This is a genomic window from Marinibaculum pumilum, from assembly GCF_042646425.1.
GTDB lineage: Bacteria > Pseudomonadota > Alphaproteobacteria > Ferrovibrionales > Ferrovibrionaceae > Marinibaculum > Marinibaculum pumilum.
In genome coordinates, this window is the sequence record NZ_JBHRTR010000028.1 from 163,616 (window position 1) to 186,283 (window position 22,668).

At 68.7% G+C, this 22,668-nt stretch carries 22 protein-coding genes; 10 read left to right on the forward strand and 12 right to left on the reverse strand.

What is annotated here, in order from left to right; all coding sequences use genetic code 11:
• The first annotated feature begins 71 nt into the window (after positions 1 to 71).
• Positions 72 to 872 (forward strand): enoyl-CoA hydratase/isomerase family protein, encoded by an 801-nt coding sequence (locus tag ACFOGJ_RS13495; RefSeq protein ID WP_379901199.1) that lies wholly within the window; start codon positions 72 to 74, stop codon positions 870 to 872.
• A gap of 7 nt (positions 873 to 879) precedes the next feature.
• Here the strand turns inward: ACFOGJ_RS13495 and ACFOGJ_RS13500 are convergent, their stop codons facing one another.
• Complete coding sequence (locus ACFOGJ_RS13500) at positions 880 to 1,713, reverse strand: metallophosphoesterase family protein (RefSeq protein ID WP_379901201.1); 834 nt, start codon at positions 1,711 to 1,713, stop codon at positions 880 to 882.
• A 165-nt stretch (positions 1,714 to 1,878) separates the two neighbouring features.
• Between ACFOGJ_RS13500 and ACFOGJ_RS13505 the strand changes: the two genes are divergently transcribed.
• Positions 1,879 to 2,511: a glutathione S-transferase family protein gene (locus tag ACFOGJ_RS13505; RefSeq protein WP_379901203.1), complete on the forward strand. Its 633-nt coding sequence runs from the start codon at positions 1,879 to 1,881 to the stop codon at positions 2,509 to 2,511.
• A 31-nt stretch (positions 2,512 to 2,542) separates the two neighbouring features.
• On the opposite strand, the gene ACFOGJ_RS13510 is transcribed toward ACFOGJ_RS13505, so the two are convergent.
• The 4 genes from ACFOGJ_RS13510 to ACFOGJ_RS13525 all read right to left on the reverse strand — a co-directional run bounded on the left by ACFOGJ_RS13510 (position 2,543) and on the right by ACFOGJ_RS13525 (position 7,398).
• Positions 2,543 to 3,664: a PepSY-associated TM helix domain-containing protein gene (locus ACFOGJ_RS13510; protein WP_379901205.1), complete on the reverse strand. Its 1,122-nt coding sequence runs from the start codon at positions 3,662 to 3,664 to the stop codon at positions 2,543 to 2,545.
• A gap of 34 nt (positions 3,665 to 3,698) precedes the next feature.
• Complete coding sequence (locus ACFOGJ_RS13515; protein ID WP_379901207.1) at positions 3,699 to 5,567, reverse strand: TonB-dependent receptor domain-containing protein; 1,869 nt, start codon at positions 5,565 to 5,567, stop codon at positions 3,699 to 3,701.
• Between the two features lie 323 nt (positions 5,568 to 5,890).
• Positions 5,891 to 6,820, reverse strand: a complete 930-nt coding sequence (locus ACFOGJ_RS13520) for a bifunctional helix-turn-helix transcriptional regulator/GNAT family N-acetyltransferase (protein WP_379901209.1) — start codon at positions 6,818 to 6,820, stop codon at positions 5,891 to 5,893.
• Between the two features lie 173 nt (positions 6,821 to 6,993).
• Positions 6,994 to 7,398 (reverse strand): hypothetical protein, encoded by a 405-nt coding sequence (locus ACFOGJ_RS13525; RefSeq protein ID WP_379901211.1) that lies wholly within the window; start codon positions 7,396 to 7,398, stop codon positions 6,994 to 6,996.
• A gap of 332 nt (positions 7,399 to 7,730) precedes the next feature.
• Here ACFOGJ_RS13525 and sdhC point away from each other — a divergent pair, with 332 nt between their 5' ends.
• The 4 genes from sdhC to ACFOGJ_RS13545 all read left to right on the forward strand — a co-directional run bounded on the left by sdhC (position 7,731) and on the right by ACFOGJ_RS13545 (position 11,326).
• Complete coding sequence (gene sdhC / locus ACFOGJ_RS13530; RefSeq protein ID WP_379901213.1) at positions 7,731 to 8,114, forward strand: succinate dehydrogenase, cytochrome b556 subunit; 384 nt, start codon at positions 7,731 to 7,733, stop codon at positions 8,112 to 8,114.
• A 55-nt stretch (positions 8,115 to 8,169) separates the two neighbouring features.
• Complete coding sequence (gene sdhD / locus ACFOGJ_RS13535) at positions 8,170 to 8,565, forward strand: succinate dehydrogenase, hydrophobic membrane anchor protein (RefSeq protein ID WP_379901214.1); 396 nt, start codon at positions 8,170 to 8,172, stop codon at positions 8,563 to 8,565.
• Between the two features lie 94 nt (positions 8,566 to 8,659).
• Positions 8,660 to 10,444, forward strand: coding sequence for a succinate dehydrogenase flavoprotein subunit (gene sdhA / locus ACFOGJ_RS13540; RefSeq protein ID WP_379901216.1), 1,785 nt, complete (start codon positions 8,660 to 8,662; stop codon positions 10,442 to 10,444).
• A 99-nt stretch (positions 10,445 to 10,543) separates the two neighbouring features.
• A complete protein-coding gene (locus ACFOGJ_RS13545) occupies positions 10,544 to 11,326 on the forward strand; it encodes a succinate dehydrogenase iron-sulfur subunit (RefSeq protein ID WP_379901218.1) in 783 nt (260 codons plus the stop codon).
• 353 nt (positions 11,327 to 11,679) lie between these two features.
• Here the strand turns inward: ACFOGJ_RS13545 and ACFOGJ_RS13550 are convergent, their stop codons facing one another.
• Positions 11,680 to 12,621, reverse strand: coding sequence for a DMT family transporter (locus ACFOGJ_RS13550; RefSeq protein ID WP_379901220.1), 942 nt, complete (start codon positions 12,619 to 12,621; stop codon positions 11,680 to 11,682).
• A gap of 190 nt (positions 12,622 to 12,811) precedes the next feature.
• On the opposite strand from ACFOGJ_RS13550, the gene ACFOGJ_RS13555 reads away from it, so the two are divergent.
• Both ACFOGJ_RS13555 and ACFOGJ_RS13560 read left to right on the forward strand, forming a co-directional pair.
• Complete coding sequence (locus ACFOGJ_RS13555; RefSeq protein ID WP_379901222.1) at positions 12,812 to 14,026, forward strand: CaiB/BaiF CoA transferase family protein; 1,215 nt, start codon at positions 12,812 to 12,814, stop codon at positions 14,024 to 14,026.
• A 20-nt stretch (positions 14,027 to 14,046) separates the two neighbouring features.
• Entirely contained in the window at positions 14,047 to 15,018 is a 972-nt protein-coding gene (locus ACFOGJ_RS13560; protein ID WP_379901224.1) for an asparaginase, read from the forward strand.
• 48 nt (positions 15,019 to 15,066) lie between these two features.
• On the opposite strand, the gene ACFOGJ_RS13565 is transcribed toward ACFOGJ_RS13560, so the two are convergent.
• Positions 15,067 to 15,591 carry a hypothetical protein gene (locus tag ACFOGJ_RS13565; protein WP_379901226.1) on the reverse strand — a complete coding sequence of 175 codons (525 nt, stop codon included), beginning with the start codon at positions 15,589 to 15,591 and terminating at the stop codon, positions 15,067 to 15,069.
• 222 nt (positions 15,592 to 15,813) lie between these two features.
• Between ACFOGJ_RS13565 and ACFOGJ_RS13570 the strand changes: the two genes are divergently transcribed.
• Entirely contained in the window at positions 15,814 to 16,590 is a 777-nt protein-coding gene (locus ACFOGJ_RS13570) for an SDR family NAD(P)-dependent oxidoreductase (protein WP_379901228.1), read from the forward strand.
• Between the two features lie 210 nt (positions 16,591 to 16,800).
• On the opposite strand, the gene ACFOGJ_RS13575 is transcribed toward ACFOGJ_RS13570, so the two are convergent.
• The 5 genes from ACFOGJ_RS13575 to gloB all read right to left on the reverse strand — a co-directional run bounded on the left by ACFOGJ_RS13575 (position 16,801) and on the right by gloB (position 21,469).
• Positions 16,801 to 17,115 carry a hypothetical protein gene (locus ACFOGJ_RS13575; protein WP_379901230.1) on the reverse strand — a complete coding sequence of 105 codons (315 nt, stop codon included), beginning with the start codon at positions 17,113 to 17,115 and terminating at the stop codon, positions 16,801 to 16,803.
• Positions 17,116 to 17,124: 9 nt separating this feature from the next.
• The gene (locus ACFOGJ_RS13580; protein ID WP_379901232.1) at positions 17,125 to 17,616 is read right to left on the reverse strand and encodes a hypothetical protein; all 492 of its coding nucleotides are present in this window, start codon (positions 17,614 to 17,616) and stop codon (positions 17,125 to 17,127) included.
• Between the two features lie 85 nt (positions 17,617 to 17,701).
• Positions 17,702 to 18,883: a cell division protein ZapE gene (gene zapE / locus ACFOGJ_RS13585; RefSeq protein ID WP_379901234.1), complete on the reverse strand. Its 1,182-nt coding sequence runs from the start codon at positions 18,881 to 18,883 to the stop codon at positions 17,702 to 17,704.
• Between the two features lie 127 nt (positions 18,884 to 19,010).
• Positions 19,011 to 20,507, reverse strand: a complete 1,497-nt coding sequence (locus ACFOGJ_RS13590) for a CoA-acylating methylmalonate-semialdehyde dehydrogenase (protein ID WP_379901236.1) — start codon at positions 20,505 to 20,507, stop codon at positions 19,011 to 19,013.
• Positions 20,508 to 20,677: 170 nt separating this feature from the next.
• Positions 20,678 to 21,469, reverse strand: a complete 792-nt coding sequence (gene gloB / locus ACFOGJ_RS13595) for a hydroxyacylglutathione hydrolase (RefSeq protein WP_379901238.1) — start codon at positions 21,467 to 21,469, stop codon at positions 20,678 to 20,680.
• 199 nt (positions 21,470 to 21,668) lie between these two features.
• On the opposite strand from gloB, the gene mdh reads away from it, so the two are divergent.
• A complete protein-coding gene (gene mdh, locus ACFOGJ_RS13600) occupies positions 21,669 to 22,634 on the forward strand; it encodes a malate dehydrogenase (RefSeq protein ID WP_379901240.1) in 966 nt (321 codons plus the stop codon).
• Positions 22,635 to 22,668 lie beyond the last annotated feature (34 nt).

The following is a 22,668-nucleotide window of genomic DNA, read 5'->3' on the forward strand; positions in this document are numbered from 1 at the left end:
CTCCCCGCTGCGGACATGATCCCGGCCCACCAGATGCCAGGAAGCCAATCACCAGGAGAATGGGGAGGACCATGAGCGACGAGCTGCTGACCGAGGTGCGCGACGGGATCGCGCGGATGACCTTCAACCGCCCGCATGAGCGCAACGCCCTGGGGCCCACCACGATCGAGGACATGAACGCCTTCGTCCGGGAGGTGGAGCATCGCGACGACGTGCGGGTGATCCTGCTGTCGGGCACCGGCGAGCATTTCATGGCGGGCGGCAACGTGAAGAGCTTCGCCCAGATGGTGAAGGAGATGGACGCGGCCGAGCGCAGGCGCATGTTCGAGGAACGCATCCACAAGATGCACATCATGTTCTACACCATGGCGCGCATGCGGCAGCCGATCGTGGCGGCGGTGCGCGGCGGCTGCGCCGGAGTCGGGCTCAGCTTCGTCCTGGCCTGCGACATGGCGGTCGCTTCCGACACCGCCTTCTTCACCATGGGCTATATCCATATCGGCACCAGCCCGGACGGCTCTTCCACCTACTACCTGCCCCGGACGGTGGGGCGGAAGAAGGCGATGGAGCTGGCGCTGCTGGGCGACCGTTTCCCGGCCGCGGATGCGGAGCGCTACGGCATCATCAACAAGGTGGTGCCGGATGCCGAACTCGACGCGCAGGCGGAAGAGATCGCGCAGCGCCTGGCCCGTGGCCCCGCCGTCGCCATCGGCAATACCAAGCGGCTGCTGAATGCCAGCCTGCAGAACGGCATCGAGGCGCAGCTGCAGATGGAGGGCGAGATGTTCGGCATCTGCGCCGGCAGCGAGGACTGGGCGGAAGGCGTGAGCGCCTTTGCCGAGAAGCGGAAGACCCGGTTCAAGGGCAGGTAGCGGGTCGCTACATGGCGCCATAGGCCTGCGGGAAGTCGGCGATCGACAGGGTCGCCGCTTTCCCCGGCCGCAGATAGGCGCAGTCATGGCTGCCGTCGGCGCCGAAGCGGTGCTCGACCCAGCCGACATCCCGCATGCCATACAGCGGCTGCACCCGCTCCGGCATCACGTAGCCGGTCGACGGCGCCCAGACATGCCGGCTGGCACCCACGACCAGGTCGCGGAACTGGTGCACATGGCCGGTGGCGATCACCGCCGGCCGCCGTGGGCCCAGTACCTCCAGCAGCCGGTGGCGGGCGGCGGGATGCAGGAAGCGGCCGCCCGCGACCGTCTCGTTCGTGTCGCGGTCGCAGAGCGGCTTGTGGCCGAACAGCGCCACCGCGCGGTCGCCGGCCGTCGCCATCGCCTCGGCCAGGAACGCTTCCTGTTCCGCCTCCTCCGGCATGTCGCTGCCCAGGATCTGGCTGTTGAAGCCGACCAGCCGCCAGCCCGGCAGGTCGTGGCGCCAGTGGCCCGGGCCGAAATGCCGGCGGAAACGCGCCAGCCTTGCCGTATCGACAGGCTGTGCATGATAGGGCGCGGTGGCGGCCACCGCGGCGGTATCGCCGATATCGTGGTTGCCCGGGACCGCCCGGAACGGCAGGCCGGCCGCGTCGTGCAGCCGCCGCGCCTCCGTCAGGTCGGACTCCTCGTCGGCGCCGTTCAGGGTGACGTCGCCGGTATTGATCATCAGCTCGGTGCCGCGTGCGGCGATGGCGGCGCAGGCGGCGCGGAAATTGTCGGCAAAGAACGGCTTGCCGGCACTCAGATGCGTGTCGGAGATCTGCGCGACCAGCGTCATCCCTGCGGTCCTCCAGCGACCCTTCCGCCGCCGTTCTTGCATGGCAGAATGACGAAGGTGTGACAGCATGCCGGCGACGCCGATGACCGGCGACGCGGCGCCGCCGATGCGGCATCATCCGCGGGCTGAAGCGGCAGCGGCGCGGAGCCGCGGAGGGAGGCGGCGATGATCCTGATCGGCATGTATGACAGCCCGTTCGTGCGGCGGGTGGCGATCGCCATGCGGCTCTACGGCATGGACTACGAACATCGGCCCTGGTCGACCTTCGGCGATGCCGACCGGATCGCGGACTATTCCCCGCTGCTGCGGGTGCCGGTGCTGGTGCTTGACGATGGCGAGGTGCTGATCGAGAGCGCGGCGATCCTGGACTGGCTGGATGAGCAGGCGGGGGACGAACGCGCGCTGATTGCCGCGAACGGGGCGGCGCGGCGGCGGGCCCTGAAGGTCTGCGCGCTGGCGACGGGGCTGGCCGACAAGGCCGTCAGCCTGATCTACGAGCGGGCGATCCACGGCCGGGATACGGAGGTCTGGCAGACGCGCTGCCGCAGGCAGATCCGCGGCGCGCTCGACAGCCTGGAGGCGGTGCGGGCGGCCACCCCCGGAACCTGGCTCTTCGGCGGCGATATCGGCCATGCCGACATTGCCATCGCCTGTGCGCTGCGGCTGCTGGGTGAGGCGCATCCCGGCGCCTTCGACATGGCGGCATGGCCGGCCCTTGCCCGGCACGCCGCCGCCTGCGAGGCGCTGCCGGTGTTCCAGGCCGTGGTACAGCCCTTCTTCAGCCCCGGTGACAGGTGATCGGGCGAAGGGTGATCCTGCGCAGGGTCGTTCAGCGAAGCGGCACCTGTCCCGCGGCGACGGTGGCGGCATCGCTGCGGTGGCGCCGGGGCCGCCGCCGCAGGTAGAGCCAGATCCCGGTGCCGATGAAGGCGGCCGGCAGCAGCGACATGAAGATCCAGATCACGCGCAGCCAGGTGCCCGCGAAGTCGCCATAGTGGATGTGGTAGCGGAAGTGCCAGAGCCATTCGGCCGTCGTCACATCGCGCCGGTCGTCGACGAACAGGACCCGCGGCGGCTCGTCGCCGACCCAGACCCGGCTCGGCACCTCCAGATCGTCGTGCCGCAGGCCCATGGCGATCGCGTCGCCGGGCCTCTGCGGCAGCCGGACGTGCAGCAGGTCCGCCTCCGGCATGACGGCGCGACCTGTCCGGACCGCCGCATCCAGGTCCGCGATCGTCGCCAGGCCGTCGAAGGCCGGCGGCTGGACTTCACGGATCGGCCCGCCGAAGAACTCGACCACCTCCTTCATTTCCGCGTTCCAGTGGATCGCCATGCCGGTGAAGGCGATCACCATCAGCACCAGTCCGGTCAGCAGTCCGGTCAGCTGGTGGATCCGCAGCACCGCCATGCGGCCGCGCTTGATCGCCAGCCGCTTCAGCCGCTTCGGCGGCCAGAGATAGAGCCACAGGCCGACCAGCACCTGGACCAGCAGCAGCAGCGCGGCTGCAGAGATCAGGTGGCGGACCCAGGCCCGCGCCGGGCCCTTCACCAGCCACCAGCGATGGATCGCGGTGACCGTGCCGTAAAACGATTCCTTGGCGCCCTGATGATCCAGGACTATGGCCCGGTAGGGGTCGATCAGCAGATAGCCCGCGCCCTTGGCGAGCCAGACCGACCAGGCCTCCTCCGGGTCCTGCCGCAGGCCCAGCGACCAGGGCTGCAGGTCCGGCTTCTGCGCGGCGATCGCCGCGACCAGCTCGGAATAGGGTCGGGGTTCCGCCGCCCTGCCGGCGGCCGATGGCGGTGTCACCGTCCGCACATCGGCCTCCAGCAGCAGGTCGGTTTCCGGCCCGAAGACCAGCAGCGCGCCCGTCAGGCTGAGCACCAGGAGCGGCAGGCCGGCCGCGAAGGTCAGCCAGAGATGCAGGGTCCTGAGATGTCGATAGCGCATGGCGGGCCGCCGCTTCGTCCGGAGGGTCGGGAGGCTAGAACGTGAAGTCGGTGCCGATCCAGAACACCCGGCCCAGATTGCCGGCGGTGTTCGCGGCGGTGCCGCTGACCGTCGTCCCGAAATCCTTCTCGTTCGTCAGGTTCTCCACCCGGGCCCGCAGCACCACCTTGTCGGTGATCGCCCAGTCGCCGCCGAGGTCGATCCGCTCGAAGCCGTCGCGCTTGGTGACGTTGCCGTTCAGGTCCACCGCCTCGTAGCCGGTGGAATAGTAGCCGGCGGTCCACAGCCCGATGTCGGAGGTCACCGCGTAGGTGATGCGCGCATTGGCCTGGTTGCGGGGCACGGAGACGCCGTTGGCACCGAAGAAGATGTTGCCGTTGGCATCGGTGCCGTCGTCCAGGGTCGACTTGATCTTGAACAGGTGCGCATAGCCGGCGGAGATGAAGAGCTTCGGGGTGATCTGCGCGCCCGCCTCCAGTTCGACGCCGGTCTGGTCGACCTTCACGTTCTGGATCGCGCCGCCGTTCCGGCGCGGCACGTTGTTCTGCACGATGTTGTAGACCGCGGCGTCGAAATAGCCGCCGGCCCAGCCCTGCCGGGCGCCGACCTCCAGGGTGCGGGAATCGACGATGCTGTCCTCGGCGCCGGCCGGGTTCAGCGCGTCGGCACCGAAATTGCCGTACTTCTCGTAGAAGCGGTTGTAGCCGGTCGCCGCCGAGGCGCGCAGCCGGGTGTCCGGCAGCACCGAGTAGGACGCGCCGACATCGTAGGACAGCAGGCTGTCGGTCTGCAGGTTGTCCGGCTGGTCCGCGCCCAGATACTTGATGTCGTTGTGGAACCAGGTGTTCCGCAGGCCCAGGTTCAGGACCAGGTTGTCGTCGAAGGTCAACGCGTGGCGGGTCAGGACCGCCGGGTCGTTGAACTTGTTGTCCCACTGGTTGTCGCGCTTGTAGTTGGTGTGCCGGAATTCGCCGCCGACGGAGCCGTTATAGGTGATGCTGTCGGTCAGGGCGTATTCCATGTAGTAGCCGCCGAAGACCATGCGGGTGTTGATCGCGCGGTCGCGGCTGCGGGCCGCCCAGACGGTGTGGCTGTTGTTCGCCAGGGCGCCGACCCGCAGGCTGGTCGCCTCGTTGATCCGGTGATCCAGGGTCAGGCCGCCGAAATACTGGTCGTGGGTGATCGTCTCCTTGTTGCCGTTGCGGTAGATCACCGGCTTGCTCTTGTCGCCGATCACCAGCAGTTCGGCGCGGGTGTCGTCGTTCAGGTTCCAGCCGAAATTGCCGATCCCGCCGAACACAGACTGGTTGTCCAGGTCCGCCGGCTCGTCCTTGTAATCACCGTAGAAGCCGCTGCCGGCGACGTAATAGTCCCAGTTGTCGGTATGGTCGCCGGCTTCCCCCTGCACCAGGCCCTCGCGGGCACTGCTGCCGTCCAGGGTGATCGCCTGGTGGTTGTCGTAGTCGCGCCCCGACTTGATGAGGGTTTCCAGCACGCCGCCGTCGGAACCGTTGCCGAATTCCACCGCACGGCCGCCCTTCAGCACGTTGATCCGGTCCACCGCGATGGAGGGGATGAAGGTATTGCCGTAGCCGCCGCCTTCCTCGCCCGCGGACTTGAAGGCGGGCAGGCCGTTGATCGACTCCGACGCCCCCCAGTCGCCGAAGGTGCGGATCTTCATGCTGCCGCCGAACCGGTTGCCGGTGCCCGGCTGGTTGACGATGCCGACCGTGTTGTAGCGGACCGCGTCCAGCTTGTTCACCGGGCTGACATTCTGGATCACGGAGCCGCTGACGGTGGAATCGGTGCGGCTCTTCTCCATCGCCTCGTCCAGGTCATCACGGACCTGTTGGGAGCGATGGACCTCCGGTGCCGCGACCACCAGGTCGTCGATGCGAAACACGTCTGCGGCGGCCGGCACCGCCACGAGGCTGGCGGCGGCACAGGTGGCCGCGAGCCGGAGGCGCGTTTGATCGGACCGGGCCCGCCGCGCGCGGCGGCGGCTGGACTGAAGCTTCGGCATTGGATCCCCCATCCGTATGACTGCGTATGCGCGCACCGTAGAGAGGGGTCATGCAAATGAAAATGACTCGCAATCAAGAAACGTATTGAGGCGCATTCTTATTAACAGATTGTTGCATGAACGACACAATTGGGGGCAGGCCGCGACAGGCCCGATCCCGGCCAGATCCGACTGCCGTCAGACTCGGCTATCGCCGGCCTCTGTCAGCCTCCGGCCGTTGGCTTGTCCGACAGATCCAGTTCCCAGTACTGACCCACCAGGTCCTGGCCGAAGGAATGATGCGGCTCTTCCCGCACCAGACGGAAGCCGGCGGCCAGGTAGATCTTCCGGGCCGATACCAGGATGTCGTTGGTCCAGAGGGTCAGCCGGTCATAGCCGGCCTCGCGCGCGCGGGCGATGCAGGCATCGACCAGCCGGCCGCCGATCCCCAGGCCGCGGGCGGCGCGCTCGACATAGAGCATCCGCAGCTGGCCGGTATCGGCCGCGGCGCGGACCAGGAACACGGCGCCGAGCGGTTCGCCCTCGCGCTCCGCCACCCAGCAGCCCTCGGCGGCGGGATCGAAATTGCGCAGGAAGGCGGCACCGATCTCCGCGACCAGGGCCTCGAAGCTGCCATCCCAGCCGAACTCGGTGCTGTAGAGCAGGGCCTGGCGCTGCACGATCCAGCCGATATCGCCGACCCGGTGAGGGCGCAGGATCACCCCCGCGTCGGGCGGCACGGTGTCGGGGGTGGCCGGCGCCAGCAGCGCTTCGATGCGGGCCATGGCGCGACACAGATCGGCGCGGTCCGCCGCCGAGAGGCCGCGCAGCAGCAGGGCGGCCTGGTCCTGGGAGGCCCGGTCCAGCGGCGCGAACGCGTCCCACCCGGACGCGGTCAGCGACAGCAGGGCCTGCCGCCGGTCGGCCTCTGCGGTGCGGCGGGCCAGCAGGCCCCGCTTCTGGAAGCGGGTCAGGATGCGGCTCAGATAGCCCTGGTCCAGGCCCAGGTCGCGGCAGAGCTGGCTGGCGGTCAGCCCGTCGTGATGGGCCAGTTCGAACAGCACCCGCGCTTCCGCAAGGGTGAAGCCGCTCTGCAGCAGTCCTTCGTCCAGCACGCCGATGCGCTGTGTATGGAAGCGGTTGAAACGGCGCAAAGCGGCAATCGCCGGCGCCGCGTCTGCGGCGTCTTGAGCGGCGCGGTCTTGACCGGCTCCGTTGGGGGTCTGTCGATGCGATGCGGCCATGCTGGCGCCCTCCCTGACCGGTATCGGTCAGGGAGGGTCGGCCAGAAACATGACTGAGTCAAGCAAAGTCCTGCCGGACGGACTCAGAAGTAGACCTTCCAGCCCTTGTCGGTGTCGCAGAACGGCAGCTTGTAGGGAATGCGGTCTTCGTCGTTGAAGGCGTGCGACAGCAGGACACAGGACAGGCCGTTCTTCTGGAACAGCTTTTCGACGGTCACGGTGCCGCCCGATCCGTCGGCGGACCAGGTCTCGGTCACGCCGGGCTTGTCGGCCGCCAGCGCCGCCTCGATCGCCTTGCCCATGGCCTTGCTCTGCGCCTCCGTCATGCCGCCGGGGCTGGTGCCGAAGGGGTTCACCTGGGCCTGCAGGGCCGGGGCCAGCAAGCCCAGGGCCAGGAGGCCGGCCGCTGCCGACAGCAAGAGGCTGCGCGGGCCGGAGCGCCGCCGCGTCCCTGTTCCTGTACCGGTGCCGGGTCTCGCTGCGATCATCTGCCTGTCTCCATGGGTTCGTGATGCGGCGCACTCTAGGACATCGCGGCGGAAGCCTACAATCCATCAGGCGCGGCGGCCCGGGCGGCCGGCGATAGGGGGCGTCCTGTCGCATGCCGCTGGGCTTTCCGGACCGGCGCTTTGCGCTAACTCGTTGACGGAGCAGGTCTGAGGACTACACTCGCAGGCGCGATCTTAGGACCAATAGCCAGGGCCATGCCGCTGCGGTTGCGGAGGGGCAGACGGCCGGCATGTCCGGATCCGCGCGCTTTCGAGGTGGCAGGGTCCGGGACGGCCCGCCACGGACTCCGACACCCTGGGGGAGGGCTGGCATGGCACAGGTCGAACGGCCGATTTCGCCGCACCTGCAGATCTACAAGCCGCAGATCACCTCGGTGATGTCGGCGCTGCATCGCCTAACCGGCATCGCGCTGGGGGTCGGCACACTGCTGCTGACCTGGTGGCTGATCGCGCTGGCCGCCGGGCCCGATTCGTTCGAGGTGGTGCAGGATTTCATCGGCTCGGTGCTGGGAATCATCATCCTGATCGGCTTTTCCTGGGCCCTGTTCTACCACCTGTGCAACGGCATCCGGCATCTGTTCTGGGACATGGGCCGGGGCTTCGAACTGTCGCAGGTCACCACCAGCGGCTGGACGGTGGTGATCGGCTCCGTCGTCCTGACCGTCCTGGCCTGGATCCTGGCCCTGTCCTGGTAAGCCGGCCGGGCCTGCCGGTTCCGACCGGGCGGCCCGCCGACGGGAGTGAATTCCGATGTCCGATACCGCCAACAACCAGTTCATCAACGCCATCAAGCCGGTTCGCGGGCTGGGCTCCGCGAAGGATGGCACCGGCCATTTCTGGGTGCAGCGGGTGACCGCCGTGGCGCTGGTGCCGTTGGTCGTCGTGTTCGCCCTCTGCGTCATCAGCATCACCGGCGCCGACTACGAGGAGGCGCGCGACTTCCTGGGCAGCCCGGTGGTCGCGGCGATCGGCGCCCTGCTGATGATCGCCGGCTTCTGGCACCTGAAGCTCGGCATGCAGGTGGTGATCGAAGACTACATCCATGGCTGGCTGAAGCTGCCGGCCCTGCTGCTCAACACCTTCGGCTGCATTGCGCTGGGGCTGGCCTGCCTGATCGCCCTGGCGGCCATCGCCTTCGGGGGCTGAGCCGCCGGACACGGACAATGCCCCGCAGGCAGGCCGTCCCCGTCAGGGGATGGCGCGCAAGCCGGGGCCGCAAGGATCTTTGGAGAGACGCGACATGACCGCTTATCCGATCATCGACCATGACTACGATGTCGTCGTCATCGGCGCCGGCGGGGCCGGCCTGCGCGCCACCATGGGCATGTCGCAGAAGGGCTTCCGCACCGCCAACCTGACCAAGGTCTTCCCCACCCGCAGCCATACGGTGGCGGCGCAGGGCGGCATCTCCGCCTCGCTCGGCAATATGGGCGAGGACCACTGGTCCTGGCACATGTACGACACGGTGAAGGGGTCCGACTGGCTCGGCGACCAGGATGCCATCGAATACATGGTGCGCGAGGCGGTGCCGGCGGTGATTGAGCTGGAGCATTTCGGCGTGCCCTTCAGCCGCACCGAGGAAGGCAAGATCTACCAGCGCGCCTTCGGCGGCATGACCCGCAATTTCGGCGAGGGGCCGGTGCAGCGCACCTGCGCCGCCGCCGACCGCACCGGCCATGCGATGCTGCACGCGCTGTACCAGCAGAGCCTGAAGTACCAGACCGAGTTCTTCATCGAATACTACGCCATCGACCTGATCATGGAGGATGGCGCCTGTCGCGGCTGCATCGCCATCGACCTGGCGACCGGCGAGATCCACCGCTTCCGCTCCCACATGGTGGTGCTGGCCACCGGCGGCTATGGCCGCGCCTATTTCTCCTGCACCTCCGCCCATACCTGCACCGGCGATGGCGGCGGCATGGTGCTGCGCGCCGGCCTGCCGCTGCAGGACATGGAGTTCGTGCAGTTCCACCCCACGGGGGTCTATGGCGCCGGCGTGCTGATCACGGAGGGCGCCCGCGGCGAGGGCGGCTATCTGGTGAATTCCGAGGGCGAGCGCTTCATGGAGCGCTATGCCCCGTCGGCGAAGGACCTGGCCAGCCGCGACGTGGTCAGCCGGGCGATGACGATGGAGATCCGCGACGGCCGCGGGGTGGGCGACCAGAAGGACCATATCTTCCTGCACCTGGACCATCTGGATGCGGCGGTGCTGGCGGAGCGGCTGCCCGGCATTTCCGAATCCGCGCGCATCTTCTCCGGCGTCGACGTCACCCGGCAGCCGATCCCGGTGCTGCCGACCGTCCACTACAATATGGGCGGCATCCCGACGAACTATCATGGTGAGGTCACGATCCTGAAGGATGGCGAGCCCGACCATGTGGTGCCGGGCCTGATGGCGGTGGGCGAGGCGGCCTGCGTCTCCGTCCATGGCGCCAACCGGCTGGGCTCCAACTCGCTGATCGACCTGGTCGTGTTCGGCCGCGCCGCGGCGATCCGCGCGGCGGAGGTGATGAAGCCCGGCGCGCCGCACAAGCCGCTGCCGCGCGGCAGCGAGGACCAGGCCCTGGGCCGGCTGGACAAGTTCCGCAACGCCAAGGGCGATACGCCCACGGCGGCCATCCGCGACAAGATGCAGCGCACCATGCAGAACAACGCCGCGGTGTTCCGCACCGGCGAGGTCCTGGACGAGGGCAAGAAGCTGATCGGCGAGGTCCATGGGATGCTGCCTGACATCTCCGTCTCCGACCGGTCGCTGGTCTGGAATTCCGACCTGATCGAGACCCTGGAGCTCGACAACCTGCTGCCGCAGGCGATGGTGACCATGCATTCCGCGGCGAACCGGACGGAAAGCCGCGGCGCCCATGCGCGTGAGGATTATCCGGACCGCGACGACGACAACTGGATGAAGCACACGCTGTCCTGGTGCGACGCGCAGGGCAAGGTGACGATCGACTACCGCCCGGTGCACAGCTACACGCTGACCGAGGAAATCCAGTACATCCCGCCGAAGGCCCGGGTGTACTGAGCCGCCGCCGAAGAGTGCCAGCTTCGATGAATTGCCTGCCCGGTCGCGCCGCCATGTCCGCTGCGGCGCCGGGCGCAGGATCCGCAAGGGAGTGACCCGATGGCCGAGTTCAGCCTGCCCCGTAATTCGAAGGTGAAGAAGGGAAAGCACTGGCCGGCGCCGCAGGGCGCGACCCGGGTGCGCCGCTTCCAGGTCTATCGCTGGAATCCGGACGACGGCCAGAACCCGCAGGTGGATACCTACGAGGTCGACCTCGACAAGTGCGGCCCGATGGTCCTGGACGCGCTGATCAAGATCAAGAACGAGATCGACCCGACCCTGACCTTCCGCCGCTCCTGCCGGGAAGGCGTCTGCGGCTCCTGCGCGATGAACATCGACGGCACCAACACCCTGGCCTGCACCCGCGGCATGGACGAACTGCCGGGCGGCGACATCAAGGTCTATCCGCTGCCGCACATGCCGGTGGTGAAGGACCTCGTCCCCGACCTGACGCATTTCTACGCGCAGTACGCCTCGATCCAGCCCTGGATGCAGACCCAGTCCCCGGCCCCCGACCGGGAGCGGCTGCAGAGCCACGAAGACCGGGTGAAGCTGGACGGCCTCTACGAGTGCATCCTCTGCGCCTGCTGCTCCACCGCCTGCCCCAGCTACTGGTGGAACGGCGACCGCTATCTGGGCCCGGCTGTCCTGCTGCAGGCCTATCGCTGGATCGCTGACAGCCGCGACGAGATGACGGGGGAGCGGCTCGACAACCTGGAAGATCCGTTCCGGCTGTACCGCTGCCACACGATCATGAACTGCGCCAAGACCTGCCCGAAGGGGCTGAATCCCGGCAAGGCGATCGGCGAGATCAAGAAGCTGATGGTGGAACGCCGGACCTGATCCGGCGCGGGCGCCCACCTTTCCGTCGTTCCAGGGCTTGACCCTGGAACCCATTCCGCAAGCCCTGCGGCGCACAGAGGCTGGCGGAATGGGTCCTCGGGTCGAGCCCTACGCGATTCACATATCTCTTCTCTTCGACGCGCCTCCCTGCTGCCGTCGCCCTCGGGCTTGACCCGAGGGGCATGACGGGACAGGGACGCTGCGCAACTTCGCCGTCTTGCCACGATCCTCGGCTCGGGGGCCGAGGATGACGGCAAAAAGGTAGGCCCGCAGGGCTGATCTGGCCCCGCCGGCGAAATGTGTGAATCCCGTAGGGTCGAGCCCGAGGACGACTTGCCTGTGGTTTCAGGACCTCATCCCGTGCCGCGCCGCCGCTCCAGCGCGATCAGCAGCGGCGCCGCCACGGCGCAGGCCAGGCCGACCAGGAACAGGCCGCCCAACGGTTCGTCCAGCAGGAGCCAGCCGAAGAAGGCAGAGGCGATCGGCGCGATCGGCACGTAGATCGCTGCCCGGTTGGGGGAAGTGCGCCGCAGCCCCCAGTTGAACATCAGGAAGCCGAGCAGGCCGCCGGGCAGGACCAGGTAGGCGAAGATCCACCAGTCGGCCGTGTCGTAGCCGGGGCCGCTCTCGAACAGCCCCTCGCCGATCGCCACCGGGAACAGGATCGTCACGCCGGCAATCATCGTCAGCGCCGTCACCGGCATCACCGCCTGGACCCGCAGGAGCCGCGCGGAAATCGCGTTGTAGATGGCGCCGCAGCACACGGCCAGGAAGAACAGCGCCTCCCCCAGCCAGCCGGCTTCCGCCGCCGCGGTGCCGGGCGCGACCGGCGCCAGCGCCTTCTGCCCCATCGCCAGGGCGACGCCGAGGAAGGCGAGCAGCGCGGCCCCCAGCTGCACCGCCGACAGCCGGTCGCGGCCGAACAGGGCGGCGGCAAACATGGTCATCACCGGGATCAGCGCGAAGATCACCGCGCCGCGGCTGGCCGGGATGAACTGCAGGGCGGAGTTCACGAACAGGTGGAAGAGGCCGAACTGCAGGATCCCCAGGACCAGGATCAGCCCCCATTCCCGGCGGCTGAAGCGCGGCAGGCGCCGCCCGCGCGGGCCGACCGCCATCGCGAAGGCCAGCAGCAGCAGCCCGGCGGCGCCATAGCGCAGGAAGCCCAGCAGGGCCGGCGCGTCCTGGTCGGCCATGATGGCGCGCACCGCCACGAAGCTGGAGCCCAGGATGGCGGCAGCCATGAACAGTCCGAGATGGGGCAGCAGGCGTGCGACCGGGCCGGTGCTTGGCATGATGCCCCTGCGTAGGAGCCGCGACGGCACCGGTCAAGCGACCGCAGGGCGGGACATGGCCGCCATGCGCAGGGTGGCGGTCTGCCAGGGTGGCTGTCTGGATGGGCGCCGGGCTGTCGGCGCGCCGCCGCCGCCGTTATGCTCGGCCCAGGGGGCACAAGCCCGCCCCGATCGCGAGAAGGAGCGCAACGTGCCAGGACCATTGCACGGCTTCACCATCCTCGATCTCTCGGCCATGCTCTCCGGCCCCTGGTGCACGTCGATCCTGGGCGACCAGGGCGCCGACGTGATCAAGATCGAGGTGCCCGGCAAGGGCGACCATACCCGGGCCCTGCGCAACCAGCGCGGCGGGCTGCCGGCCAATTTCCTGCAGATCAACCGCAACAAGCGGTCGCTCACCCTGGACATGAAGAACCCGGCCGGACGGCAGGTCTTCCTGGACCTGGCGGCCCGCGCGGACGTGGTGGTGCAGAATTTCCGCCCCGGGGTCGTCGACCGGCTGGGCATCGGCTATGACGCTGTGCGCGGGATCAACCCGCGCATCGTCTACCTGTCGCTGTCCGGCTTCGGGGAGGCCGGGCCCTACAGCCACAAGCCGGTCTACGATCCGGTGATCCAGGCGCTGTCCGGCCTGACGACGATCCAGGCCGGCGCCGACGAGGCGCGGCCGAAGCTGGTCCGTACGGTGCTGCCCGACAAGCTGTCCGCGGTCACCGCCTCGCAGGCCATCACCGCCGCCCTGCTGTCGCGGGAGCGTACGGGCGAAGGCCAGCATATCCGGCTGTCGATGCTGGACGCCGTCATGGCCTTCCTCTGGGCGTCCGACTACAACGCGCAGACCTTCCCCGACCGGCCGACGACGAACCAGCGGGCCGCCAGCTTCATCGACCTGATCTACGAGACGGCGGACGGCTACATGACCGTCGCGGTGATGAGCAACAAGGAGTGGGAGGCACTGACCCGCGCCTTCGACAAGCCTGAATGGCTCACCGATCCGCGCTTCGCGACCCCGTCGGCGCGCGACAACCATATCAACGAGCGGCTGGAGATGACGCAGGACGTGCTGCGGACCCGGACGACGGCGGAATGGCTGGAGGTGCTGGAACGCGAAGGCGTGCCCTGCGCCCCGGCCCTGACCCGCAACGCCGCGGTGGAGCATGAGCAGGTGCAGGCCAGCGGCATCCTGGTGGAGGTCGAGCATCCCACGGCCGGCCGCCTGCGGCATGCGCGTCCCGCGGCACGCTTCGAGAGCACGCCCGCCGACCTGCGGCGCGGCGCGCCGGAGCTGGGCCAGCATAACGAGGAGATCCTGCGGGAACTCGGCCGCAGCGAGGCGGAGATCGAGGCGCTGCGCGCCTCCGGCGCGATCGGCTCGGAGGCGCTCCAGGCCTCCGCCGCGGAATAGCCGCGGGCAGAGGGATCGGCATGCTGCCCCGGATCGCGGTGCTCGGCACCGGCGGCACCATCGCGCAGGCACCCGATGCCGGCGGCGCGGTGCTGCCCAGCCTCGATGCCCAGGCTCTGCTGTCCAGTGTGCCGGGTCTGGACCGGATCGCGCGGCTGAAGGTGCGGCAGATCGTCAATATCGACAGCCGCGACATGCAGCCGGAGATCTGGCTGGACCTGGCAACCGCGGTGACGGTGGAGCAGGACGATCCGGACGTGACCGGCATCGTTGTCCTGCACGGCACCGACACGATGGAGGAAACCGCCTGGTTCCTGGACCGGGTGGCCGGCGACGGCAAGCCTGTCGTGCTGACCGGGGCGATGGAGCTGGCCAGTTCCCCCTTTGCCGACGGGCCGCGCAACATCCTGAACGCGGTGCGGCAGGCAGCCGACCCGCAGGCGAAGGGCCATGGCGCCACCGTCAGTTTCGCCGGCCGGATCTATGCCGCGGACCGGGTGCGCAAGGTGGAGACCAGCGGCCAGACCGCCTTTGCCGGCGGCCGGCTGGCGGTGATCGACGGGCTGGGCATCGACTGGGAGGGCCATCGTGCCCGCGCACCGTCGCTGGGCCTGCCGCGCGACGCCCTGCCGCGGGTCGACCTGGTCTGCGACTATCCGGGCGCCGACGGCGCCCTGATCGACGCCGCCATTGCCGCCGGCGCCGCCGGCCTGGTGGTCGAGGGCTACGGCATCGGCAACCTGTCCCGACCGAGCTTTGACGCGGTGCTGCGCGCGCGGGAGGCCGGGCTGCCAGTGGTCCTCACCTCCCGGGTCGCCGAGGGGCGGATCTATCCCGTCTATGGCGGGCCGGGCGGCGGCGAGGCGCTGGTCGCCGCCGGCGTCGTGCTCGGCGCACCGCTCACCGCCGGCAAGAACCGCATCCTGCTGATGCTGGCGCTCGCCATGGGCATGGCGGGAGAGGAACTGCGGCGCCTGTTCGCGGTGCACTGAATTGACGATCCCGGCCGGGTCGCGTCGGTCGGGCGCGCGGCAGCGACCTTAATCTCTGGTCAGGTAGTTGGTGATCCAATGCGCCAGCGGGGCGAGATCCAGCTGGTAGGTGTTGCCGGCATCCGCTTGCAGCTCCTGCATGACGACCGGCTCACGGGCCCAGTGACCGGTGCCGGGGCCGAGCCTGAAGCTGTACTGGACCTCCACGGTCAGTCGTCCGGCAGTCGGTGCGCGGATATCCAGATCCAGTCGTGCGGGGCTCTGGCCGACCGGAGGCGGCGGTTCGATGGGTACCTCGACCGACAGATGGCAGGGCGACAGAACCGAGCCCCCGTCGGCCGGTGCGATGGTGAAGGTCGCGCTTTCCCCCGGCAGCAGCATGGTCGCCGGGCCGCCCCAGGTGCAGTTGCCCTGAGCTTCGGCATCTGCCGGCATCTGCAGGGTGAGATCGGTGGCATTGTCGATGCGGAGGCTGGCCGCCTCCGCCATCGCCTCGCTGTCGAGGCAGAGCAGCGCCAGAGCCGCTGCCAGCCCGCCCAGGCCTGTCCGGCCAGTGCTCGATCCATGTCCCACGGAGCCGTCTCCTTTCCTGTTCGTGTCCCCGATCGCCGGCGGGAACCGGATGCGACGGGCGGCAGGATGCCGTCAGCTTTGTTCCATTGACCGGCGGGAGCAAGTGTCGGCTTGTAACGGCCCCGGTCCGCCGCAACCCCTTGTCGGGCGGTTGCCGAGTGGAACGACCCACCCCTATATCCGGGTCTGAAGGTGGATCCATGCGGGGCGCGGGGCAGGCAGGTGCAGGCAGAACGGCAGGACGAGACGGGGCGGGTCGCCCTGGTGACCGGCGCGGCGCGCCGGCTGGGCGCGGCGATGGCCATGCGACTGGCCGCAGACGGCTTCCGGGTCGCGGTGCATCACCGGGGCTCGCCGGAAGCGGTGGCGGAAACCGTGGCGAAGATTCAGGGCGCCGGCGGCACGGCGATGGCGGTCCGTGCCGATCTGGAGGACATCGCGGCGATGGACGCGATGCTGGCCTCGATCCGCCATGCCTTCGGCGCCGCCCCGGAGGTGCTGGTCAACAATGCCTCCGTCTTCGAATGGGACGATCTGGCCAGCGTGACCTCGGAGGCGCTTCTGCGGCACTACCGGACGAACACGGTGGCGGCGGTCCTGCTGACCCGCCGCGTGACGGCAGCGCCGCCCGCCTCGGGCGCTGGCGTGATCGTCAACCTGCTGGACCAGAAGCTGCTGGCGCCGAATCCGGACCACCTGTCCTACACCCTGTCGAAATATGCGCTGCTGGGCTTCACGGAACTGATGGCCCGCGCCCTGGCGCCCCACTGGCGGGTCTGCGGCATCGCGCCCGGCTATACCCTGCCGGCGCCGGAGGCGCCTCCGGGCCATTTCGAGCGTACCCGCGACGACACGCCGCTGCGCCGCGGCCCGACGCCGGAGGATGTGGCCGACACCCTGTCCTACATCGTGTCGAACCGGGCGGTCACCGGCCAGGTCTTCGCCGTCGATGGCGGCGCGTTCATGGCGCCGGCCAGCCGCGACTATTCCTTCCGCTGAACCTCGACTGTGGCGCGGCCCGGGTCTTGCGTCGCCGGGGGCGTGGGGGAGGCTGCTGTCCCGAAAGGCGACAGGGTTCCCGTTGTCGGGCAGGGACACCACTTCCGGCTGTGCCGAAGGGGAACAGGCGAAAAGAAATGGTTGTTTACGCCCTGTCAATTTTGTTAAAAAGCGGCCGGCTGCGCATTGCGCCAGGGAACTACTATGCAGTTACAAGCAAACGTTGACTATAAATACCGTCGAATCGGACTCAGTAAATGGGCCAGCGATTCGTGGTCGGGGACGGTACGACAGAAAACAGAGGCGGCTGTTGTTCAGGAACTCCTGAAAAAGCACCGCAATTCCGAGGTCGAAATTCTCGACCTGCGCTGGGATTAACTCTTCGGTTAACAGGGTCGCGGGTCGGGCATTGCCCTGATCCGACCCCTGCGCCGACTGTGCCCGCACCGCGATCTTCTTGCCGACCTGTCCCGGAAGCGCCGCGCCTTGCCAGAAGGCCGCGTGCCCCGGGACCCGGTCGGGCATGGTCGCCTGCTAGAGGCGGTCGAAATCCGTCTGGCAGGCCCGCGGCGGCATGGACTGGGTGGTGCCGCGCAGGGTGAAGGTGCCGGCAAGGCCATTCGGGTAGCGCACCGTCATGCGGGAACTCTCCCGCAGCGCCGCCCAGAACAGTTCGAACGCCTTGTCGGCCTTCTCGCTGGCGGTACCGATGCGGCCGCTCTCGTCGACATCGAGCCGGAAGATCGACGCCCCGACATCGATCTGTATCGTCTGCCGGCGCGGCAGTCTCTCGCCGAACAGGGTCATGTCGATCCATGTGCCCGCCGACACCGAGGCCGGGTTCGGGCAGTGGATCACGAAGCTGTTGCGGATCGCATTGCCGATCCGGTACTGCACACCGGTCTGCGTCTGCTCTGCCTTCCACGGCGCCGCCTGAGCGGCGCCCGCGGCCAGGAACATCAGGCCGGCGGCAAGGGCGGCCGCGCCGCGCATCGCTTTGCCGCGGATCGCTTGGTTGGGGTTCATCGTCTCTCCTTGGTTGCCCTCGCGGGCGTCTCGTCGTCCCGGCAGCGGGACCGTCCCTGGACCTGTGCGATGATCATGCGTGCCGTCATGCCGCGTCGCGGCTGCCCCTCAGACCGCCCGCATGTGCCTCCCCTAGATAATCCGCGCTGCGCATCTCCTCCAGTCGGGAGACCGTGCGCTGGAACTCGAAACTGCCGTCGCCGCTCGGATACAGCGCGGCCGGCTCCGCCGCAGCGCTCGCGACCAGGCGCACCTTGGCCTCGTACAAGGTGTCGACCAGGGTGACGAAGCGCTTCGCCTCGTTGCGCTTCTGCGGTCCCATCAGCGGCACGTCGTCCAGCACCAGGGTGTGGAAGGCGTGCGACAGGGCCAGATAGTCGGCCGCCCCCAGCGGCCGCTCGCACAGGTCGGCAAAGCGCATTCGCGCGACATGGCGCGCCGCCCGCGGCACTTCCAGCTTGCGCCCCTGCACCTCCAGCACTTCCGCCTGCGGCTCCGCCCCCTCGGTCAGCACGGCAAAGGCGCGGTCCAGCGCGGCGCTGGCCTCCGGTCCCAGCGGCGCATGCCAGACCCGGCGTCCTTCCAGCCGGTTCAGGCGATGGTCCGTCGGGCTGGACAGCTCCAGCACCTCCAGCTTCCGCTTGAACATGTCTATGAACGGCAGGAAGAGCTGCCGGTTCAATCCGTCCTTGTACAGGTCGTCCGGCGGGCGGTTCGAGGTCGCCACCACCACCACGCCGCGCTCGAACAGCTTCTCGAAGAACTTGCCCAGGATCATCGCGTCGGCGATGTCCCCCACCTGGAACTCGTCGAAGCAGAGCAGGGTGACCTCGTTGGCGACCGTCTTGGCGACCGCCTTGACCGGGTCGTCGCCCAGCCGTTTCCGCTCGGGCGCGCCGTCGGGCAGGTTGCGGTGCTTCGCCACCGCCGCATGCACGCGCTGCATGAAGTCGTGGAAATGCACCCGCCGCTTGTCGGCGACCGGCGCATCCTCGAAGAACAGGTCCATAAGCATGGACTTGCCGCGGCCGACATCGCCCCAGAGATACAGGCCGCGCGGCGGTTCCGGGTCCCGCTTGCGGGAGAACAGCGACCAGCGCTTCTTGGCCGAGGGCGGGACATAGCCCTGCAGCGCCTGATGCAGGCGCTCCAGCGCGTCAACGGCCGGCAGCTGCGCGTCGTCGCCGACGATCTCGCCGGCGGTCACCTTGCGTTCATAGGCCTCCCTGGGTCCGTCCCAGTCGGTCGCAGCCTCTCTGACAGTCATTCACGCACTCGTTGATCGACGTCCCGTGCCGGCCGTATCGCGGCTTCGGCCGGGAGGCACCGTCCGGCGGGCACCTTCCGGGGGGCAATGGCACGCGCGATGCGCCGATGCCCGCCCGGGCGTCCGCTCAGGACACGGTGGGTATGGAGAAATCCGCGCCGGCGCGCACGCCGGTCGGCCAGCGGCCGGTCACGGTCTTGATGTGGGTATAGAAGCGCACCCCTTCCGGGCCGTGCTGGTTGGTGTCGCCGAAGGCGGATTTCTTCCAGCCGCCGAAGGTGTGGAAGCTGAGCGGCACCGGGATCGGCACGTTCACGCCGACCATGCCGACATTCACCTTGTTTGCGAATTCCCGGGCGGCGTCTCCGTCACGGGTGAAGATCGCCACGCCGTTGCCGAACTCGTGGTCCGACGGCAGGGCGCAGGCCTGGTCGAAATCGGCGGCGCGCACCACCGACAGCACCGGGCCGAAGATCTCTTCCTTGTAGATCCGCATGTCCGGGGTCACCCGGTCGAACAGGCTGCCGCCCATGAAATAGCCGTTCTCGTAGCCCTGCAGCGTCAGGTCGCGGCCGTCGACGACCAGCTCGGCGCCTTCCGTCACGCCGAGGTCGATATAGCCGCGCACCTTGTCGTAGTGCTGCTTCGTGACCAGGGGGCCCAGATCCGCATCATGCGAATGCGACGGGCCGACATTCAGGCTGCGCACCCGCGGCGCCAGCTTCTCGATCAGGGCGTCGGCGGTCTGCTCGCCGACCGGCACGGCGACGGAGATCGCCATGCAGCGCTCGCCGGCGGAACCGTAGGCGGCGCCGATCAGGGCGTCGGTGACCTGCTCCATGTCGGCATCGGGCATCACGATCATGTGGTTCTTGGCGCCGCCCATGGCCTGGCAGCGCTTGCCGTGCGCCGCGGCGGTCGAATAGACGTACTGCGCGATCGGGGTGGAGCCGACGAAGCTGATCGCCTGCACCCGCGGGTCGGTCAGCACGGCGTCGACGGCGGTCTTGTCGCCCTGCAGCACGTTCAGAACGCCGGGGGGCGCGCCGGCCTCCATCATCAGCTCCGCCAGGCGGACCGGGACCGAGGGGTCCTTCTCCGACGGCTTCAGGACGAAGGTGTTGCCGCAGGCGATCGCCACCGCGAACATCCACATCGGCACCATGGCCGGAAAGTTGAACGGCGTGATGCCGGCGCAGACACCCAGCGGCTGGCGCATGGAGTAGACGTCCAGCCCCTTGGAGACGCTGTCGGAATATTCCCCCTTCAGCAGGTGCGGGATGCCGCAGGCGAACTCCACCACCTCCAGGCCGCGCTGCACGTCGCCGGCGGCGTCCGGCAGCACCTTGCCATGCTCGGAGGACAGGAGCGCGGCAAGCTCGTCCTTGTGCTTCTCCACCAGGTCGCGGAACCGGAACATCACCCGGGCGCGGGCGATCGGCGAGGTCGCGGCCCAGCCGGGAAAGGCCTCCGCCGCATTGGCGATGATCTGCTCCGCCTCGGCCCGGGTGGCGAAGGCGACCCTGGCCTGTACCTCGCCGGTGGTCGGGTTGTAGACGTCGCCGAAGGTGCCGCTGCCGCCCTTCAGTTCCTTGCCGCCGCAGAAATGGTGGATGTCCCGCATGTCGTTCCCTCTCGCACGCTGATGGCCCGGCGCCGCGGGTCTCGCGGCGGCGCCGGTCGTTGCCGCCCAGGGCGCGCCGGCGCTCCGGGGCCGGATCGTGATGCGCCGGAGTTAGCGCCAAGCCTACCCCGATTGCAAGCTGCCGGCCCCGCCGCCACGGCAGCGCCCGCTCAGCCCCGGAAGCTGTCCTTCAGCTCACGGGTGCGGGCGAAAACCTCGACCAGGCCGGCGCCGGCCAGGCCGATGGTCGATTGCAGGTCGGGGCTGTCGGGGCGCAGGAAGGGGTTCGTGGCCTTTTCCTGCCCCAGGGTGGAGGGCACGGTCGGCCGGTCCGCGGCGCGCAGCCGCTCCACCTCCTTCATGCGGGCCTGCAGGGCGGCGTTCTGCGGCTCGACGCTCAGCGCGAAACGGCCATTGGCCATGGTGTATTCGTGGGCGCAGAAGATGCGGGTCGCATCGGGCAGGGCGGCCAGTTTCGACAGCGACGACCACATCTGCGCCGGCGAGCCCTCGAACAGCCGGCCGCATCCCATCGCGAACATGGTGTCGCCGCAGAACAGGGCGTCCGCCTTCGGGAACCAGTAGGCGATATGGCCCCGGGTATGGCCGGGCACGTCGAACACCTGGGCCTCCGCCCCGCCCAGCGCATAGCGGTCGCCATCGCCCACCGCCACGTCCAGGCCGGGGATGCGGGCCTCGTCCGCCCTTGGCCCGACGATGATGCAGCCGGTCTTCTCCTTCAGTTCCAGATTGCCGCCGACATGGTCGGGATGGTGATGGGTGTTCAGGATATGGGTCAGGTGCCAGCCGCGGGCGTCCAGGGCTTCCAGCACCGGCGCGGCGACCGCCGGGTCGACCACCGCGGTGGCCGCCGATCCGGGCTCGCGCGCCAGGTAGACATAATTGTCGTTCAGCACCGGGATCTGCACGATCTCCAGCGCACCAGCTGCGTCTGATGCCATTTCTCTCTCCGCCTCCTCGGTGCGCGGCTGGCGGTTCGCACCGCCCGGTCTCCGCCGAAGATTTTGCGCGGGCGCCGCCACTGTCAAACCCATGCATCCGATGCAGTGCAGCATGGCTGCCCGAATGCAGCCTTGCGGCAACGGCAGAAACCTCTAAATTCCGGTCGCGATTCGAGAGCCTGGAGCCGGAGGGGAGCGTATGGCACGCAACAAGATCGCGCTGATCGGCGGCGGCAATATCGGCGGGACGCTGGCCCATCTGGCCGGCCTGAAGGAGCTCGGCGATGTGGTGCTGTTCGACATCGTCGAGGGTCTGCCGCAGGGCAAGTCGCTGGACATCGCGCAGTCGGCGCCGATCGAAGGGTTCGACGCGGACCTGAAGGGCGCCAACGACTATGCCGACATTGCCGGCGCCGATGTGGTGATCGTCACCGCCGGCGTGCCGCGCAAGCCGGGCATGAGCCGCGACGACCTGCTGGGCATCAACTGCAAGGTCATGAAGGCGGTGGGCGAAGGCATTGCGGCCCATGCGCCCGATGCGATGGTGATCTGCATCACCAATCCGCTGGACGCCATGGTCTGGGCGCTGCGCCAGTATTCCGGCCTGCCCCACAACAAGGTGGTCGGCATGGCCGGCGTGCTGGATTCCGCGCGCTTCCGGCTGTTCCTGGCGCAGGAATTCGGCGTCTCGGTGGAGGATGTGACCGCCTTCGTCCTGGGCGGCCATGGCGACACGATGGTGCCGCTGATCCGCTATTCCACCGTCGCCGGCATTCCGGTGCCCGACCTGATCAAGATGGGCTGGTCCAGCCAGGAGAAGATCGACGCCATCGTCCAGCGCACCCGCGACGGCGGGGCGGAGATCGTCGGCCTGCTGAAGACCGGCTCCGCCTTCTACGCGCCGGCCACCGCCGGCATCGAGATGGCGGAGGCCTACCTGAAGGACAAGAAGCGTGTGCTGCCGATGGCCGCCCACCTGTCCGGCCAGTACGGCGTCAACGACCTCTATGTCGGCGTGCCTGTGGTGATCGGCGCCGGCGGCGCGGAGCGGATCGTCGAGATCTCGCTCAACGACGACGAGATGGCCGGCTTCACCAAGTCCTGCGACGCGGTGCGCGGGCTGATCGACGCCTGCAAGAACATCGACCCGTCCCTGGCGGGCTGATATCCGGCGACGGGCCGCCGCCCGGCATTGCCCC

What these genes read in the sequence shown, in the direction of transcription:
- ACFOGJ_RS13495 (WP_379901199.1), top strand. Translation starts at nt 72, where the DNA reads ATGAGCGACGAGCTGCTGACCGAGGTGCGCGACGGGATCGCGCGGATG.
- ACFOGJ_RS13500 (WP_379901201.1), bottom strand. Translation starts at nt 1,713, where the DNA reads ATGACGCTGGTCGCGCAGATCTCCGACACGCATCTGAGTGCCGGCAAG.
- ACFOGJ_RS13505 (WP_379901203.1), top strand. Translation starts at nt 1,879, where the DNA reads ATGATCCTGATCGGCATGTATGACAGCCCGTTCGTGCGGCGGGTGGCG.
- ACFOGJ_RS13510 (WP_379901205.1), bottom strand. Translation starts at nt 3,664, where the DNA reads ATGCGCTATCGACATCTCAGGACCCTGCATCTCTGGCTGACCTTCGCG.
- ACFOGJ_RS13525 (WP_379901211.1), bottom strand. Translation starts at nt 7,398, where the DNA reads ATGATCGCAGCGAGACCCGGCACCGGTACAGGAACAGGGACGCGGCGG.
- sdhC (WP_379901213.1), top strand. Translation starts at nt 7,731, where the DNA reads ATGGCACAGGTCGAACGGCCGATTTCGCCGCACCTGCAGATCTACAAG.
- sdhD (WP_379901214.1), top strand. Translation starts at nt 8,170, where the DNA reads ATGTCCGATACCGCCAACAACCAGTTCATCAACGCCATCAAGCCGGTT.
- sdhA (WP_379901216.1), top strand. Translation starts at nt 8,660, where the DNA reads ATGACCGCTTATCCGATCATCGACCATGACTACGATGTCGTCGTCATC.
- ACFOGJ_RS13545 (WP_379901218.1), top strand. Translation starts at nt 10,544, where the DNA reads ATGGCCGAGTTCAGCCTGCCCCGTAATTCGAAGGTGAAGAAGGGAAAG.
- ACFOGJ_RS13550 (WP_379901220.1), bottom strand. Translation starts at nt 12,621, where the DNA reads ATGCCAAGCACCGGCCCGGTCGCACGCCTGCTGCCCCATCTCGGACTG.
- ACFOGJ_RS13560 (WP_379901224.1), top strand. Translation starts at nt 14,047, where the DNA reads ATGCTGCCCCGGATCGCGGTGCTCGGCACCGGCGGCACCATCGCGCAG.
- ACFOGJ_RS13575 (WP_379901230.1), bottom strand. Translation starts at nt 17,115, where the DNA reads ATGCCCGACCGGGTCCCGGGGCACGCGGCCTTCTGGCAAGGCGCGGCG.
- ACFOGJ_RS13580 (WP_379901232.1), bottom strand. Translation starts at nt 17,616, where the DNA reads ATGAACCCCAACCAAGCGATCCGCGGCAAAGCGATGCGCGGCGCGGCC.
- zapE (WP_379901234.1), bottom strand. Translation starts at nt 18,883, where the DNA reads ATGACTGTCAGAGAGGCTGCGACCGACTGGGACGGACCCAGGGAGGCC.
- ACFOGJ_RS13590 (WP_379901236.1), bottom strand. Translation starts at nt 20,507, where the DNA reads ATGCGGGACATCCACCATTTCTGCGGCGGCAAGGAACTGAAGGGCGGC.
- gloB (WP_379901238.1), bottom strand. Translation starts at nt 21,469, where the DNA reads ATGGCATCAGACGCAGCTGGTGCGCTGGAGATCGTGCAGATCCCGGTG.
- mdh (WP_379901240.1), top strand. Translation starts at nt 21,669, where the DNA reads ATGGCACGCAACAAGATCGCGCTGATCGGCGGCGGCAATATCGGCGGG.